The sequence below is a fragment of the Myxococcus sp. CA056 genome, from assembly GCF_013336715.1.
GTDB classification, from domain to species: domain Bacteria; phylum Myxococcota; class Myxococcia; order Myxococcales; family Myxococcaceae; genus Myxococcus; species Myxococcus llanfairpwllgwyngyllgogerychwyrndrobwllllantysiliogogogochensis.
This window is the reverse complement of sequence record NZ_JABUMT010000003.1, coordinates 315,197-328,464: the sequence shown is the minus strand read 5'-3', so window position 1 is coordinate 328,464 and position 13,268 is coordinate 315,197. Positions and strand designations below refer to the sequence as shown.

Here is a 13,268-nt window from a genome sequence, read left to right as displayed (position 1 = left end):
CTGCGTGAGGGTGGTGCCCCGGGTGGAGCGGGTGCCACCGCACAGGCCCTGCCGGCGGCGGAATGCCGGCAGGGCCTGTGTCCCTTCGAGTCTGGCGGAGCGTGGGCCCGCTCACTCCATGACCATCGCCTCTGGATTGGCGATGGTCTTCAGCATGGGCCCGCTGGGGCCGCCGTTGCGGATGCACTCATTCGAGTATTGCGTGACGATGTTGAGGCAGCCATCTGGCGGATTGCCCCACTGGAGGATGGAGTCCATCCACGCCGGACCGTTCGTCGACGTGTAGGTGCCCAGCGGCTGCCAGGGGATGATGACGGGGCGATCCCACCCAATCCAGGGCGTGCCTCTTCCTGTTTCGTCGCTCAGGAGCTCGCCGTTGAAGAGCGTCTTGTACACATGCGAGCCGGTGTCCGGATAGGCGCCGTGTGAACCAAAGGCCACATAGGTCTCGGGATGGAAGTTCAAGAGGCCCAGCGCTTTGTCTCCATAGACGAAGAGCTGCCCTTCGGCATGCTGGGCCATGAAGACATGGGTCGGTCGTCCGTCGACGAAGCGCACGGTGACGTGCTCCCAGTCGCCCACGTGGTTGCCGAAGGTCGAGAACTTCCCGAGGCAGGAATGCACGGCATTGTAGAAGCCCACGCAGACGCGCTTGCCTCCGTTGTAGGGGTAGAACATCCAATAGACGACGTCGGTGGTCTGGGTTGGGGCTCCGGCCTGGGTGCGAGGGATGATCTGCGCATACATCGGCACGTGGGTCGTCGGGTCCGGACGCTGGCCGTGCAGGAACGCGGGGTCCGTACAGGAGGCGCAGCCCAGTGGCTCGCGGGTCTCCATGAAGTACCCGACAGGCGTCACGTTCGCGAGGAAGAACTCGGCGGAGGACGGCCAGTAGTATTCGTCTGGATGGAGCCAGACCAGGGGCGCGTACTGGAGGACGGTGAGGTCATCGACCGGGGCACCCTGGAGTTCGGCGTTGGCGAGGGCGCTCTTGTTGAGGGCCCAGAAGAGACTGGCATTGGCGGCGCCATAGCCGACCTGGCCCACCATGGATGAGGCGGTCAGGGACCGGTGGTCCGTGGCATTGGCCTGGAAGACAGTGCCGTCGCGATAGGCACTCGAGCCCCTGTCGTCCCACAGCCAGGCAGGGCTTGCGGGCAGGACATACTCACTGCGGACACACCGGATGAGCTGGGTGGACGGCTTGTCATAGCCCAGGGTGGCCACCGAGCCGAGGCAGGTATAGCCAGGAGCGGGCCTGGGGTGCCAGAAGCTGGCATCGTGAGAGCCGCGGGTGTGTTTGTCATCCCAGACGAGGTCATAGTCGATGGGAGGCGCCAGCACGTCCCCCTCACCGGAGACCACGAAGGTCATCCGAGGCGGTGAGCCATGGGAGGGCATGGCCACGTCGCCCAGGGAGTAGTGGCCCGGGAACCGGTCGAGCCTGGGACGCCAGACGGAGATGTTGTCGTGCGCTCCGGTGTTGTGGTCGTCGTAGACCCAATCGAAGTGGGTCTCTGCCTGGACCGAGAGGCGCAGCGGGTAGCGGAGCCGGGCCTTGTCGGAGCGCAGGGTGAAGTCGGCCGTCTGCCCGGCCTGGGTCGTCGCGGCGACGAGCTTGTAGCTGCCGGGCTGGAGGTCATAGGCGATGCGCGCGCGTGAGCCGCCAAGGGGGTCGTTCGCCTCGGCGAGCACGTTTCCGCTGGAGTCGAGGAGGTAGAGGTAGGGGCCGGCGTTGTTGGCTTCGAGGTCGAAGGTGACGATGTCGGGCGGGCCGGAGTGCTCGACGAGGAACTGACGGTTGGCGGGACTGGTTCGGCTCTGGCCTCCGGAAGAGAGCCACTGGCCATGGAGGATGTTGTTGTTGCGGGAGGTGGTGGACTCGACGACGAGGCTGGAGGTGACGGCGTTGAGGAGGCTGCCGGTGAGGTCCGTGTCCTGGGTGAGGACGATGCGCTGGCCGGAGAAACCCGAGTCCGCGTAGAGGGTGACCTGGAAGCCATCGGGGACCTTGAGGGAGCGGAGGGTGTCATTGCCCAGCGTGAGCTGGTTGATGTCATACCGGCCCGCGCGCAGGGATTGACGGACTCCTCCGAAGTTGTGCTGGGAATAGACGGACACGGGGGCTTCCACCTTGATGCTGGAGGCCCGTTTGTCCCAACCATTGCCCGTCAGGAGGGTGTCGGAGGTGAAGGTGATGGAGCTGCCGGAGAAGCGCGAGTGCTCGTAGAGGGTGACGGCCCAGCCCCTGGGGACGTGGACGGAGCTGATGGTGTCGTTGCCGACGGTGAGCTGGTGCTGGTCATACCAGCCGGGCTGGAGCGCCTGGGCGGAGGGCTCGGCGCCACCGGAGGGGTAGACGCGTGCGACAGGCGTCCAGGCGACAGGTGGAGCGGCGTAGAAGAGGGGGAGGGCGCCGCCGAGCGCGGGGTCGGCGCCGAGTGGAGCCGTCCAGCCGCAGTAGCCGCCGCCAGTGATGGAGACGACCTGGTCGACGAAGCTGTAGGACGCGGCGCCCAGCTGGCTGAAGCCACTCGTCACGAAGTAGTCGGCGGGCAGCTTGAACGGGGTGCCGCGCAAGTCGACGTTGGCCCTGCCGGAGCCGCCCCAGTCGCAGGACATGGCGGTGGCGTAGGGCATGGTGGAGATGTTGGCCTGGCCATTGTGTGAGAGCGCGCCGGTGGACGTCGCGAACCGCCGGTCGGACGTATCGACCTCGAGCGTGACGGGGTTGATGCGCAGCTTGGAGAAGACGGTGCGGACGTTGCTGCCGGGGGCCGCGCCACCCGCGGTGTATTGAGAGAAGTTGGAGTGGAGGCCATTCTCGGGGAGCGGGAGATACTCGGTGGGAGTGCCGGCCATGTCGTGGCACCAGGCCTTCCAGGGCCGGGCGGCGTCCCCCATGAGGTGAAGGGTGTACTCACCATCTCCGGCCTGAGGCCTGGCGTTCTTGATTTCCCGGCAGGACTTCTCGCGCAGCGGGGCCAGCTGTTGCTGGAGGACGGGCAGGGCCTCTGTCTCTCCGGGCAGGGATTCGGAGTGTCCGTCCGGCTCGATGCCTTCGCCCTGGCAACCCGTGGAGAGCGCGAGGAGTCCCCCGAGGAGCACTGCGCGCCATGCCGCGGATTTCAATGAAACACCCAGACTCATGTCGTGAACCCTTCGCATGATTCAAGGCGGGGGTGGACGCAGGCCGTGGTCACCCCTCCTTGAATGAGGACTGCCCACGAGCGGGGTCCTCGAAGGATGCCGCGCGGTGGGGGCCGCGAGGAGGCTCGAGGGGGTTACTCCGTGGGTGGAGTGCGTCGTCTCCGGGCTGGAGACGGCGAAGGGTTTTCGCGTGTGATTCCCGGGGATTTATCCGGCGCGCCCTTTCGGAGGGAGGCACAGGCGGAGAACCCGCATCACGTCCTGACCCAGGAGGGTCATAAGCGGCCCGTTCGGTCAGGACTGAAGTGTTTCTGGAGTAGAAAAGTACGCCAGTCGCGACTTTTGAAGATTCGCGGTTTTCCTGAGACAGTCGAGGGGCCGGCTCACGCGTGGGTGGCCCGGTCATCCCGTCATCGTGGAGACATCATGAAACTGCTATCGAAGTCCCTGTTCGCAGGAGTCGCGGCGCTCGTCTTGGCCCCGCTGTCCGCGTCGGCCCTGCCTCCGGACTGCTCCCAGGACCGTTGCAATGAGAGCACGCCGTGCTGGCTGGTCTGTGCCATTCCCTGGAGCATGCAGGTCGTCACCTGTGAGGAGTGGGTGACCGAGTGGGAGTACGGCACCTGTGGCGGCGCGGCCCTGGGGACCGAGGAGGACGAGCTGTCGTCGTCGGAGTCCTCGCGTGATGACGCCGCGCTCGTGGCCCCCATCTGCGCGCCGCCGATGCTGGCTGCTCGGGCCGTGACGCTGTAGCGCCGGTTCATCCTGAGCGGTCGAGTCCATCACTCGCATGCTGGCGGGTGATGGACTCCCGTCAAGGCTTCCGGCGACTCAGGGCTCCCTGCCTCGCCTGGCGGTTCGCGGTGTTTGATTTCAGAGAAACAAGAAGCCTCGGCGGCGCTTCGGTCCGTCCTCGGAAGGTGCCTTGTTCCGCGGCGGGTCGGATGACGAACAGCCAGGTGCTCCGCGGCACGGGGAGGAATCCAGCTCAAGAGGACCATCGTAAGGGCTCGTGAAATCAATCCGGTCCATCCTTCGGGGGAACCCATGACCCTTATCAGGAAGCCGCACCCGTTCCTCGCCGCGCTCGCTACCGCGCTCTTCCTCACGGCCTGTGGTGACGACGACGACCCGAACCCGACTCCCGGCACGGGGCTGGATGGCGCGCCGGAACCGGTCATGGTGGGAGAGGTCATCGCCCTGACCGCATCGGACACGCTCGTGTCCTTCAATCGCGCGACCCCCGATGTCCTGGTGGGCTCCATCGCAGTAACGGGCCTGGACGCAGGGGAGTCGCTCTTGGGCATCGACTACCGTCCCGCCGACTCGCAACTGTATGGCCTCACCAGCGGGGCGCGAATCGTCACCCTCGCCCCGGACACCGGCATCGCCACCGTGAAGGCCACGCTGTCCGCCATGACAGGGGACGACAATCCGTTCACGGGCCTCGTCGGCACCGACTTCGCCGTGGACTTCAATCCGGTGGCGGACCGCCTGCGCGTGGTGAGTGACAGCGGGCAGAACCTGCGCATCAATGTCGACACCGGCGACACCATCACGGATGTCGCCATCAATGGCGGCAATGGCGGCGCGCAGGTCAGCGGTGCGGCCTACACCAACTCCTTCGCGGAGACCGCCACCACCCGCCTCTTCGTGCTGGATGCGGCGACCGACACTGTCTACCTCCAGGATCCGCCGAACAACGGCACACTCTCCGCGCCGGTTGCATTGGGCGTGGATGCCTCGGGGGTGAATGGCTATGACATCGATGCGCGGACCAACGTCGGTTATGCCGCGCTGACGGTGGGCGGTACGCAGCGCCTGTATCGCATCACTCCGGAGAATACTTCGGCCCCCGCCACGGAAGTCGCGGCCATCGGCTCGACGGAGCCCCTCAAGGGGCTGGCCCTGAAGCAGGAGTCGGGCGCCACGGTCTACGGTCTCACCACCGACAACCAGCTCGTGCGTGCCGCCGTCTCAGCGCCCAACACGCTGACGGCAACGGTGGCGCTGACGGGGGTGCCAGCAGGGGAGACGTTGCTCGGCATCGACCTGCGCCCGGCGGACCGGACGATGTATGCCCTGTCGTCCGCCGGGAAGCTCTACACGGTGGACACGCAGACAGGCGCGGTCACCGCGAAGGCCACCCTGAACGCGGACCCCGCCGACACCACGGAACCCTTCACCGCGCTGTCGGGGACTCAGTTCGTCATCGACTTCAATCCCGTGGCGGACCGTTTGCGCGTGGTGAGCGACACGGGGCAGAACCTGCGCATCAACGTCGACACGGGTGCGACAACCACGGACGGCGCCATCAACCGGACGCCGGGTGCCGTCGTCTTCGGTGTGGCGTACACGAACAGCGTTATGGGTGCGACGACGACGACGTTGTTCGACCTGGAGCGCAACAGCAACGTGCTGACTCAGCAGGTGCCCCCCAACGATGGCACGCTGGTGAACGTGGGTGCGCTGGGCGTGACGTTTGTCGGCGCGACGGGGTTTGATATCGCTGGCGGCGACAACGGGCTGCCGCTGGCGGCGGGCCGCACGGCGGCCAGTGGTCCCTATGTGCTGTATCAGGTGAATCTGCTGACGGGCGCCGCGACGTTCTTTCCGCGCACCGCCACGACCGCGGAACAGGCGGCCATCGGTGGGGCTTCCGGTCCGGAGCTGCGGGACATCGCCATCGTGTACTGACGCAGGCACCTGAAGGATGGGAGCGCCGCCATTCCCTGCCTTGCGCGCAGGGGTGGCGGCGCATCCGCGTGGAGAGGTACGCACCTCGCCCTTCCCGGTCGGTCTCGTAGTGCGCGCCGCTGTCCACCGAGGCCCGCCGAGCCGTGGAGAATCCGGGATGGGCTTCAGTCCGCTCCGCGCTTGCCAGACACCGCGCTCCGCACGGGCTGCTCCGGTACCGAGGGGCCTTCCACGGCGTCTGTTCCCGATACCTGCGCCGTGGCGCGCGCCTCCCTGCGCTTGCGCCAGTAGAGGAACACAGGCACGCCCGCGCCGAGCAGCAGCGTGCCCTTGAGCGCGTTGAGGGGATTGGAAGCAGTGGACCCCACCACGACGTAGAGCGCCGCCGCGATGAAGAGCAGGGGCGTGACGGGATGGCCGGGCACCCGGTACGTCACGCGGGGCACCTGTCCCTGACGCTCCCGGGCCCGGTAGACGAAGAGCGTGGCGGCCGTGGCGCCGAAGACAAGCCAGTCCGCGAAGACGACGTAGTCGAGCAACTCGCCGTAGGTCCCCGTGCTCGTGAGGAGGATGGCCCAGACCGCCTGGAAGACGATGGCCGCCGAGGGCGTGTGGTAGCGCGGATGCAGGCGCGCCATCCACGGGAAGAACAGCCCATCCGCCGCCATCGCCTGATAGACGCGGGGCGACACGAGGATGACGAGGTTGAGGAACCCGAAGGTGGAGAGCGCCACGCCCGCCGTGATGAAGGTGCGGCCCGTGGGCCCCAACAGGAGCCCGAGCGCATCCGCCGCGGGAGCGTTGCTCGCGGCCAGCCCCTCCGCGCCGAGCGTGCGCAGGTAGGTGAGGTTCGCGAGCAGGTACACCGTCACCACGCCGATGACGCCCCAGAGGAGCGCGCGGGGCAGGTTGCGCTCCGGATTCACCAGCTCCTCGGCCACGAAGTTGGTCTGTTGCCAGCCGCCGTAGCTGAAGAGGACGGGAACCAGCGCGGCGCCGAGAGCCAGCACGATGGAGTCCGGAGGCGAGGGGGGCGTAGTATTCCCCACCGAGGGAGAGGCCCCCGCGAGCAGCAGTCCCGCGCCCACGAGCACCGCGAGCGCCACCAGCTTGAGCACCGTGAAGACATTCTGCGTGAGCGCCCCGGGCCGCACGCCGAAGTAGTTGATGCCGGAGAGCAGCACGATGGCGCCGACGGCGAGAGGAAACCGATAGCCGTCCGCGAGGCCCGTCAGCGCCAGCGTGTAGTTGGCGAAGGTCACCGCCACCGCGGCGATGGCGCCGGTGGCGATCATCAGCAGCATTCCCCAGGCATTGAGGAAGGCGGGCAGCTCGCCAAAGGCATCTCGCAGGTAGACGTAGCTGCCGCCCGCCTTGGGGATTCGCTGTCCCAGCTCGCCGTAGATGAAGGCGCCGATGAGCGCCACGCCACCGCCGAGCAGCCAGGCCCCCAGTGTGAGAGCGGGGGTGTGCACGCGCTGGGCGACGATGGAGGGGTTGAGGAAGATGCCCGAGCCGATGATGCCGCCGATGACGAGCATCACCCCCGAGAACAGGCCCACCCGCCGCGAATAGCCTCCGCCCGACGTGCCTGACGGAACTCCAGCTTCATGCTCGAGAGGAGGGCTCATGGCCGCCGAGCATAGTCCGAGGGCGGACGCCGACCAGCGTCAGGCGCGTGAGAGCCATGCCCGGGGCCGCTGCGCGGGAATCGCTGGAACGCGAAAGAGGGCCGGTGGACGACCCGGCCCTCCTCCGCGATGGACTCACGACAGATGTCGCTACCTGTGGTCCTCGTAGAACTCCTTCAGCTCCTGCTCCGCGCTCTCCAGGTTCTCGGTCGCCTTGTCGATTTTCTTCTGGAGGGCGCGGTCCTCGGCCGCCAGCTCGTTGATGCGCTGGTGGACGTAGTCCATGCGCTCCTCATCCGGCAGGGACTGGCTCGCCTCTTCGAGGTAGCTGCCCAGCTCCTGGTGGAGGGCGGCCTGCTGCTGCGCCATCTCCTGGAGGGCCTCGCGGATGAAGCGGGCCCGCGACTGCGCCACCGGCTCGCTGAAGAGGGGATTGGTGCCGTTGATGCAACCGCCGATGAACTTCACGACCTTGATTGCGGCGTTGGCCTTGCGGACCCCGGAGACCACCGGGTTGTTCAAGAACCGCTTGCCCATGTCGTACCCGGCCTTCACGCCCGAGACGACCTTGGGACCGCCGACCTGCACGCCCGCGGCGATGGCGATGGGCGCACCCACGCTGACCGCGTTGCCGACCGCGTCCCCCGTGGGAACGTTCTTCTCCTCGGTCCCCGTCGGGTCCACCAGGTCCAACGGACGGTTGCTCACGTAGCTGTAGAGGTTGCACTCGACGGGACTGGCGCGGCACTTCTCCAGGTCCTCGAGGAACAGCGGGTCCGGAGTGGTGAAGCGATTGATGCGGGCGTCGTAGTCGCGGACCCCCATGCGCACGAAGCCCAGGTCCGCGTCGTAGGCCTTCTCCACGTAGTCCAGCGCCGCCGAGCCCGTGGGGTGTGTCGCCCGGTCACCGAACGGCGAGGCCACCCGCTGCGTCCCGTCCGCATCCGCCATCACCGTGCCACGGCGGTCGGTGGACAGCAGGCGGAAGACGCCATTCTCCAAAGCGCCCACCAACTGCGCATCCACGCGCACCGGCTGGGTGAGTCCCGCGCCATCCAGATATGCTCCGCCCTCCAGATATGCCGCGAGCGGTGCCCCGGACGCATCACGCTTCAACAGGCGCTCTCCGTCCTCGTCGTACACGAAGCTCCAGCTCTGGGCGCCCTTCTGCGCGGAGGCCACCTGACCGTCCGGCCCATAGGTGAGGCTCAGGTCGTCCCGGGCCACCGTGCGGCCCAGCCCGTCCCGCGTGTACGTCACGCCACCGACCACCCACGTGTTGGCGCCCGTGACGAGGTTGCGAGTCCCCGAGGCATCGGAGATGAACGTGGACAGGCCCAGCGCGTCGAAGCCGTAGTCATACGCATGCTGCGCGTCCTGGGCCGAGGCCAGGAAGCCCTGGGGTGAATAGCCGTACTGCCGCGCGAGTGTCGTGCCACCGAAGCCCATCACCTCGCTGTCGGTGAGCCCGCGAGCATTCAGCTTCCAGGCGATGGAGGAGCTCCAGGCCGGCGTGGTGTGCGCGAGGCTGGTGCGCTGCCGGGTGAGGACGTCGTAGCCCAGCGACACCGACGTGCCGCCACCGAAGTCCACCATCGCCGTCTTGCCCAGGGCGTTGTACTGCACGCTCGCCCAGGGCTGACCGTTGCGCGTCAGTGCGCTCATCCGGCCCCAGGCATCCCAGACGTAGCCGAGCGACGTGGTGGACAGGACACCGCCACCCGCGTCCTTCACGCGCGTGACTTCCTGCCGCACCTCTCCGCTCTCCGCGTACGTCAGCTCGCTCTCCACCGTGCGCCAGCCGGTGAGGCTGAGCGTCGACTTCGTCAACGTGCCGTCCGTCCGGTACTCCATCCGCTTCGTGTACCCGTCACCCGACGTCGCGGTGAGCAGGCCCGGCACGCTCGTGTTGGCGGGAGCCGCCGGCGAGGCACCGTCGTAGTAGAGCTGGTACGACTTCACGCCGCCCGTGCTCGTGTGGGTGATGCCGGTGCGGCGGCCAATGCCGTCATACTGGTAGCCCTCGCTGCGCACCAGCGTGTTGCTCGGCGTGCGGAAGCGCTTCGCGGACACGAGCCAGGTCCCGGGGGCGTACTCGAAGTCCACGTTCGCCACGCCATCGCGCTCCACGCGGTCGACGCGACCATAGGCGTCGTAGGACAGCCGGTGCCCCTGGTTGTCCGGCATCGTCACGCCCCTCAGGCGCCCCAGCGCGTCGTAGGTGTACGAATAGGCGAAGCCGAGCTCATCCTCGTACCGCGTCATCCGCTTCGCCGCGTCCAGGAACTGCCGACGCGTCTGCGTGCTGTTCTCCTGGGTCTCCACGACGAGCCGTCCCCCCGACAGCGCCCAGGACGTGGCCAGGGTCTGCTGGACGTCGACGTGGTGGCGCAGCACCTTCTCCACGTCGTAGCCAAAGACGGCGGTGCGCACGCTCGACGTCTGCTCGATGCCACCCAGCAGCGTGGCGTAGTCCAGGGCCGCCATGTCGGCGTTGGCCGGCAGGTTGGGACGCACGTACCGCGTCTTCTCCCGCTGCTGGCGGCTGTGCAGCGTCAGGCCGTCCACCACCCAGCCCTCGGGGACCAGGCGCGTCCTGGCCACGTCTTCTCCGGCGGCGGTGGAGTACTCCTCCGTGTAGCGCCGGGCATTGCCGCCAGCGTCCACCAGCGCCGTCGCGGCGATTCCGGCAGGGCGGGTGGCGGTGGCGAACCGGTAGCTGAGCGTCTCGTTGGGATTCACCTCGCTCGCGGCGCCCAGGGCGTCCCACCGCTTCGCCAGCCGCTCCATCCCGTCGTAGCGGAAGCGCTCCACATGGGTGCTCGCGCCGCGCCGGGTGGTCATCGTCAGGAGTCCGTCATGCAGCGGGTGACGCTCGGTGACCTCCAGCGCCACGCCGTCCGGCTGGGTCACCTTGGAGAGCAGCAGGCGGCCCGGGGTGTACTCGAACGACGTGCTGCCCCGGCCCGGCTCGCTCACCGTCTTCACGGTGAAGTCCGGCCAGTAGCTCACCGTCTGGAGCGGCATGGCGCCCTGCGGCCCCTGGGCGACGACGCTCTGCACGAGCCCCACGGTGTTGCGGGTGATGACCCCCTGGTACGAGAAGTTCAGCGAGGACTGCGGATGCGTGCCCGCATACGTCAAGGTGGCGGGCAGGCAGTGCAGGTGCTTGACGAGCGCCGGCAGGCTGGCGCGTCCCAGCGTGGTGGTGAGGGTGCCCCACGGGGTGGCGCGCACCTGCTGCTGCGGGCACAGGCCGTCGAAGGCGACCGTCTTCGTGGACTCGGTGAGCGTCACCGCCGGCAGGCTCGCGTCGCGGAAGCCCTGCCCCTCTTCCTTCAGGCGCTTGAACGTGACGCCCTGGTGCGTGGCGTCCTCGTACTCGCGGAAGGAGACCTCGCGGACCTGGGGCGTGAGCGCGTCCGTGCGCGTGTCGGAGAGCAGCAGGCCGGCGAAGTCATCTCCATTGAGGAAGTTGACCGCGTGGCTCTCCTGCGGCGCGGTGCGCACGACGCTGTCGAAGCCGACGAGGAAGCCGCCCAGCGAGTGGTAGTTGGCGCCGAAGTACTGGTAGGCGTAGGTGATGGTGTCGTAGCCCGAGGATGCCGACGTCAGCGACGCCAGCACGGGCTGTCGGAAGCGGGCCCCGGGGGCGGCGGGCAGTCGCGTGTACGTGAAGCCCAGCAGGGTGCCCTTGCCGTCGTCCGCCGACTTGAGCAGGCCTGTCTCCGGGCCATCCAGCGACGTGCTGTAGGCATCCGAGCCCTTCGTCACGGTGAGGCTGGTGTTGCCGCTGCCCGCGAAGTCGCCCTGAGTCAAAGCGCTCGTCGTCCCGTTGAAGAAGGTGAGCGCGGGGACGGTGACCTCGCGGAACTCGCTGCCGTTGTTGACGAAGAGCAGGGCCAGGCCCGCCTTCGACAGCAGCACGTCCGACATGCCGTCGCGATTCACGTCGACGAACATGGCCGAGTACGTCGCGAGCTGCGCCAGGCTGGTGCCGTTCTTCGTCAGCACGGGGAACAGCTTGCTGGACGCCGAGTCGAAGGCGTACCTGCCGGTTCCTGGCCACACATGCAGCCCGTTGGAGAGGCGCGCGACGATGTCCGGGATGCTGTCGCCGTTCATGTCATGCACCCACGTCGCCGTCGCCGACACGCTCGGCGTCAACGTGCCGTTGAGGGTGGCACCGAACTGCGTACCGGGCGCCGCGCTGCTCGTATTGGGACGCACCTGGAAGCCGCCCGGGACGACGCGGATGAAGTCCGGCTGCTGGTCGCTGTCCAGGTCCACGAAGCGGGTGTGCGGGCCCAACTGCCACGCGCCCGTCAGGGACTGCTGGGACAGCAGCGTGCCGGCGCGGTCACACACGCGGATGTCCGTGGTGGAGCCGCTGGTGTTGGTGATGGCCACGACTTCGGGCTTGAGCTGGTTGGGCCGCAGGCGGGCCAGCAGACGCGGCTCGTTGCTCACGTGGGCCGTGGGACGGCACACGGACTGCGTGCCGGCGTTGGCGGGAGGCAGGGCCTCGGCGCGGAAGCCGGAGTCCTCCTGGACGTAGAGCATCTGGGCCTGGGCATGCTCGAAGTCGAGCCGCCCGTCCTCGTCCTCGTCCAGCAGCGAGGCGCGCCAGGGCTGGATGGCGTCCTGGCCCGCGGTGGCGAGCGTCGCGTCCAGCTTCGTCACCCGGCTGAAGGTGGCGGTGGCGAGCGCGTCCGCGGACGTGTGGTAGGTGTAGCGGGCCGTGGGCGCCACCGTCACGTCGGGCGCGGTGCCGTAGGTCTGGTCCACCTGGGACAGGTAGAAGGCCACGCCGTCCACGGGCTCCGTGTAGGCGAGCTGGTACTGCCACCGCGCTTCGAAGAGGCCCGTGCTCGCGCTCTTCGCCTTCACCGACAGGGTGGACACGCGGCGGTCCAACCGCAGCTTCTTGCTCGAGCGGAAGTCGTCCACTGGCTTCGCGAGCGTCGCGTAGCCCAGGTCCACCTGGTACTGGAAGTCCGTGCCGGTGCCGCCGTACCGCACCGTCTTCAGGAAGAGGCGGCCCGTCGCATTGGCCTCGTAGGTGAAGTGCGTCTTGCGGCCCGTTGCGCTCACCACCTCGCGCAGGGACCAGGAGTAGGTACCCTTCACGGTGTTCACCTGCGCCGAGCCCGCGACTCCACCCGCGCCATCACCGAAGCTCCAGACGCTGCCGTCGGGGTGATAGGCGGTGAGGCCCGTGGCGGACTGCTCCACGCGCACGGCGGGGTTCATGTCGGCGGGGTACCAGGCACCATCGGCGCCGAGGACGAGCCGCCCCCAGGGGCTGGTGAGCTCGTCCGTCGCGTAGTCCAGGTCGCCCCGGACACGCCACCGGCGAATCTCCAGCCGCGTCTGCCAGCCATGTCCCCACTCCGACTGGCCAGCATCGGAGGAGTAGGTGGGGAAGGGCGAGCCGAGCACCTCGCCCCTGTCCTTCGGAACGGCGAAGGGGGAGGCGAGCGCGAAGCCACCGCGCGCCACATCCGCCGCGCCGAAGGCCGTCTGCGCATAGGTGCCGATGAGGGAGCCCCGCTGCGGAGCGGCGAGCTGGGGCGGTTGAATCTTGGCGTCCGTGAAGCCGGCGGGCTGCGCGAGCGCGAGAGGGGAGACGAGCAGGGCGGTGCCGCCCAGCATCCTTCGGAAGAGGGATAGCGGTTTCATGTTCCTACCTGATGGGTGAAGTACGAAAGAGAGAGTCGCTGCGAGATGGCTGGGGAGGGCGGAGCGCGGGGCGTTCCCCACGTCGCTCCACCCTCCCCGTCGAATGGG

General features: G+C 68.1%; 5 protein-coding genes. 2 read left to right on the top strand and 3 right to left on the bottom strand.

Features of this window, described 5'->3' with window-relative positions; genetic code table 11:
- Positions 1–111: 111 nt before the first annotated feature.
- Positions 112–3,150, bottom strand: coding sequence for a Vps62-related protein (locus HUA76_RS15860; protein ID WP_217439738.1), 3,039 nt, complete (start codon positions 3,148–3,150; stop codon positions 112–114).
- 426 nt (positions 3,151–3,576) lie between these two features.
- On the opposite strand from HUA76_RS15860, the gene HUA76_RS15855 reads away from it, so the two are divergent.
- Positions 3,577–3,903 (top strand): hypothetical protein, encoded by a 327-nt coding sequence (locus HUA76_RS15855; protein WP_141642738.1) that lies wholly within the window; start codon positions 3,577–3,579, stop codon positions 3,901–3,903.
- Between the two features lie 294 nt (positions 3,904–4,197).
- Positions 4,198–5,847: a DUF4394 domain-containing protein gene (locus tag HUA76_RS15850; protein ID WP_174461352.1), complete on the top strand. Its 1,650-nt coding sequence runs from the start codon at positions 4,198–4,200 to the stop codon at positions 5,845–5,847.
- A gap of 164 nt (positions 5,848–6,011) precedes the next feature.
- Here HUA76_RS15850 and HUA76_RS15845 read toward each other — a convergent pair whose 3' ends face one another.
- Both HUA76_RS15845 and HUA76_RS15840 read right to left on the bottom strand, forming a co-directional pair.
- Positions 6,012–7,478, bottom strand: coding sequence for an APC family permease (locus HUA76_RS15845; protein ID WP_174461351.1), 1,467 nt, complete (start codon positions 7,476–7,478; stop codon positions 6,012–6,014).
- 150 nt (positions 7,479–7,628) lie between these two features.
- On the bottom strand, positions 7,629–13,160 hold the full coding sequence (locus HUA76_RS15840) for an RHS repeat-associated core domain-containing protein (protein WP_174461350.1): 5,532 nt from the start codon (positions 13,158–13,160) through the stop codon (positions 7,629–7,631).
- Positions 13,161–13,268: the final 108 nt, after the last annotated feature.

Bases quoted from the DNA above. Each gene is read 5' to 3' on its own strand.
- HUA76_RS15840 (WP_174461350.1), bottom strand. From the start codon at position 13,160: ATGAAACCGCTATCCCTCTTCCGAAGGATGCTGGGCGGCACCGCCCTG.
- HUA76_RS15860 (WP_217439738.1), bottom strand. From the start codon at position 3,150: ATGAGTCTGGGTGTTTCATTGAAATCCGCGGCATGGCGCGCAGTGCTC.
- HUA76_RS15850 (WP_174461352.1), top strand. From the start codon at position 4,198: ATGACCCTTATCAGGAAGCCGCACCCGTTCCTCGCCGCGCTCGCTACC.
- HUA76_RS15845 (WP_174461351.1), bottom strand. From the start codon at position 7,478: ATGAGCCCTCCTCTCGAGCATGAAGCTGGAGTTCCGTCAGGCACGTCG.
- HUA76_RS15855 (WP_141642738.1), top strand. From the start codon at position 3,577: ATGAAACTGCTATCGAAGTCCCTGTTCGCAGGAGTCGCGGCGCTCGTC.